The organism is Pseudomonas sp. Pse1, assembly GCF_024519635.1.
GTDB lineage: Bacteria > Pseudomonadota > Gammaproteobacteria > Pseudomonadales > Pseudomonadaceae > Aquipseudomonas.
On the sequence record NZ_JALJRO010000045.1, the window covers coordinates 1 to 3,632 of the forward strand.

Genomic DNA, 3,632 nt, shown 5'->3' on the forward strand with positions numbered 1-3,632 from the left:
ACAAGGACGAAGAAGCGCCGATCTTCCAGGTGGCCGATTACGGCTTGGTGGCGGATCTTTTTGAAGCGATTCCAGAAATGGCCACCCTGGCTTGATCACTGACCGATTGGAGCAAAGAATATGAGCAGCAGTTCCGATTTTTCCGCCTGGATTGGACGACGTCAGGAAAGCCAGGACCGGATCAGTTTCACTCTGGTCAGACGCATTGCCGCGACATTGGGCGAGTCGGCACCACAACCCGGTGAGCCGCTGCCGCCCCTGTGGCACTGGGCATTTTTTCAGGAGCCGGTGGGTGCCAGCGAACTGGGGCCGGACGGCCATCCAGCGCTTGGGGGATTTTTGCCGCCGGCCCATAACCGCAATCGCATGTGGGCGGGAAGCCGAATTGAGTTTTTCCAGCCATTAAAAGTGGATGCTGAAGTGAGCTGTGTATCGACCATCCTCAACGTCGAGGAGAAGCACGGTCGCACGGGTTCCTTATTGTTCGTCACAGTACGCCATGAGTTTTTCCAGGACGGCAAACGCGCCCTACAAGACGATCAGGACATTGTTTACCGTGAACCTTCCCCGCCCAAACTGAACGGTACCGAAAAGCTACCTGAAGGCCAATGGCAGGAACGGATAGAGCCCACTCCAACCCTGCTGTTTCGCTATTCCGCAGTGACCTTCAATGGTCATCGTATTCACTATGACTGGCCGTATGTGACAGAGACCGAAGGTTATCCGGGGCTGGTGGTACATGGTCCATTGATCGCCACGTTGAATTTACGTGCCTTTACCAAAGCGCATCCAACTGCGCGCCTGGAGCGTTTCGCATTCCGCGGAGTACGACCTCTGATTTCGCCTCAGCCTTTCGAGGTGGGCGGACGTCTAATCGAAAACGGCAAGGCACAGGTCTGGGCTGGCAATCAGGACGGCACAGCACAGATCGGAGAGATCGAGTTCAGCAATGGAGCAACGCCATGAGCAAATCAATTGTTCGCTCCGCCCTGTTTGTGCCGGCCACTCGACCAGAGCGCATCTCAAAAGCTATTGCCACCGGGGCGGATCGGGTCATCGTTGACTTGGAAGATGCCGTGCAAGAAAACCTCAAGGAGCAGGCCAGGGATAATCTCGACGCGTTCCTGACCGAAGCCTCGGATGCACGGATTCTGGTCCGAGTGAATGCCCCGGATCACTGGGCGCATGTTGCAGATCTGGATCTTTGCCGACGCCACGCCGGCGTGATCGGAATTCTGCTGCCCAAAGCAGAAAGCGCGAAACATGTCACCACTGCTGCGGGTACCGAAAAACCGATTTGGCCAATCATCGAAAGCGCCAAGGGCTTGTCAGCATTAAACGAGATTGCCGGCACTCAAAGTGTTGAGCGCTTGTCGTTCGGTAGTCTGGATCTGGGTCTGGACCTGAACCTGACTACTGGCAGCCCTGCCGCTGAAGAAATCCTTAGCCATGCGCGCTACGCCGTTTTGCTCGCCACCCGAGTTGCAGCGCTCGCTCCAGCGTTGGATGGGGTATTTCCGTCGATCCAGGACACCGCAGGGCTGCTACGCGCGGTTCATTTTGCACGCGACATGGGCTTTGGTGGCGCGCTGTGTATCCATCCAACCCAAGTCGCGATCATTCATCAGGCGCTAAAACCAAGCCAGGAAGAATTGCACTGGGCGCAACGCATTATCGAAGCCGCTCGTTCAGGTGAAGGCGTTTTCGTGCTGGATGGGCAAATGGTCGATGCCCCGGTCATTGGTCGCGCCCAATCCATTTTGGCTCGCGCGATCTGATTCAACACCGGCGCTGTTGCTTAGAAGCTATGCATCCATTCCCATCCTACAGGACGGTGTCATGACTAACGTTTCCAGCCTTACCCATGCCATTTCAATCAACCCCACCAATGGTGAGCAGATCGGCCACTACCCCTTCGAATCCGCAGCGGAACTGGAGGCGTCACTGTCACGTGCGATTACAGGGTTTTACACCTGGCGTAGCCAACCCGTCGAAATGCGTTCGCAAGCACTCATCGCTTTGGCAAGGGCATTGCGCGACAGCGCAGAAACGATGGCGAAGATGATCACTCAAGAGATGGGCAAACCCAACACTCAGGCGCGCGGTGAGATTGAAAAGTGTGCGCAGCTCTGTGAGTGGTACGCCAAACACGGCCCCGCGATGCTGACTGCCGAACCCACACAGGTTGAGGGCGGAAAGGCACGAATTGAATATCGTCCACTGGGCCCGATTCTCGCCGTGATGCCGTGGAACTTTCCCGTCTGGCAGGTGCTGCGCGGCGCCGTCCCGGCGTTGATTGCCGGCAATACCTACGTCCTCAAACATGCGCCGAACGTGATGGGATGCGCCTATCTGCTGCAAGACGCGTTCAAGCGCGCCGGCTTTGCTGATGGTGTGTTCGAAGTCATCAATGTCACGCCCGACGGTGTCTCAACTGCGATAGCAGATCCTCGCATCGCAGCAGTGACGCTCACAGGCAGTGTTCGAGCTGGCATGGCTATTGGCGCGCAGGCGGGTGCAGCCTTGAAGAAGTGCGTGTTGGAACTGGGTGGCTCAGATCCATTCATTGTGCTCAACGACGCCGACCTAGACGAAGCCGTCAAAGCCGCTGTGATTGGCCGCTATCAAAACACCGGACAAGTCTGCGCGGCTGCCAAACGCCTGATTGTCGAGCAAGGCGTTGTCGAGGAGTTTACCCGCAAGTTTGTCGAGTCCACCTGCAAGTTGGTCATTGGCGATCCACTGGCCACAGACACTTACATCGGACCCATGGCCCGCTTTGATCTGCGCGATGAACTGGATCGTCAGGTCCGGGATACCCTGGAAGAAGGTGCGACCTTGTTGTTGGGAGGCAGAAAAGCCGAAGGCCCTGGCAACTACTACGAGCCTACGGTATTTGTCGATGTCACCGACCAGATGACCTCATTCAAACAGGAATTGTTTGGGCCCGTGGCATCGATCATCACCGCGCGGGACGCAGCACACGCACTGGAACTGGCCAACGACAGTGAGTTCGGGCTTGCCTCGACCATCTACACACGCAATGTCGAACTGGCCCAGAAGCTGGCGGGCGAACTGGAAACCGGAGGCGTATTCATCAATGGCTATTGCGCAACCGACCCACGCGTCACTTTCGGCGGCGTAAAGAAAAGCGGTTTTGGCCGTGAACTGTCGCATTTCGGTGTGCGCGAGTTCTGTAATGCACAGACCGTCTGGCTGGACCGTCACTAACATCAAGCAAGTCGCCAAGCCCAGCGAAAACGTCCGCTGAGCCAAAGATGGGCGAGTCAGAAAAAGACTCGCCCCACCCTTATGAGGAGCTTTTGATGCGAGTCTTCCCTGCAATGCTGGGCGCTACTCTGACTGCGGCGTTAACCTTCACGCCAGCGATGGCTGCCGAACTTACCGGTACACTTAAAAAAATCAAGAACTCGGCGACCATAACCCTGGGGCATCGAGACTCTTCAATTCCGTTCTCCTACATCGCCGATGCTTCCGGCAAACCAGTTGGCTACTCCCATGATATCCAATTGAAAATTGTCGACGCTATCAAGCAGGAACTTGAGATGCCCGAGCTGAACGTACGGTACAACCTGGTGACGTCACAAACGCGCATCCCGCTTGTGCAAAAC

The 3,632-nt window shown here is 56.4% G+C and carries 5 protein-coding genes; all 5 read left to right on the forward strand.

Translation table 11 applies throughout. The features are described from left to right. Positions 1 to 95: hypothetical protein (locus NR126_RS28220; RefSeq protein WP_256832467.1), on the forward strand; the 95-nt coding region annotated here is incomplete at its 5' end. 25 nt (positions 96 to 120) lie between these two features. After that, the gene (locus tag NR126_RS28225; protein WP_105756122.1) at positions 121 to 966 is read left to right on the forward strand and encodes a MaoC family dehydratase N-terminal domain-containing protein; all 846 of its coding nucleotides are present in this window, start codon (positions 121 to 123) and stop codon (positions 964 to 966) included. Next, positions 963 to 1,778 carry a CoA ester lyase gene (locus NR126_RS28230; RefSeq protein ID WP_105756121.1) on the forward strand — a complete coding sequence of 272 codons (816 nt, stop codon included), beginning with the start codon at positions 963 to 965 and terminating at the stop codon, positions 1,776 to 1,778. Before NR126_RS28225 ends, NR126_RS28230 begins: the two co-directional genes overlap by 4 nt. A 61-nt stretch (positions 1,779 to 1,839) precedes the next feature. Continuing rightward, positions 1,840 to 3,231 carry an aldehyde dehydrogenase family protein gene (locus NR126_RS28235; RefSeq protein ID WP_256832466.1) on the forward strand — a complete coding sequence of 464 codons (1,392 nt, stop codon included), beginning with the start codon at positions 1,840 to 1,842 and terminating at the stop codon, positions 3,229 to 3,231. 95 nt (positions 3,232 to 3,326) lie between these two features. After that, positions 3,327 to 3,632 (forward strand): transporter substrate-binding domain-containing protein (locus tag NR126_RS28240; protein WP_372827619.1); only part of this gene is annotated, 306 nt, incomplete at its 3' end.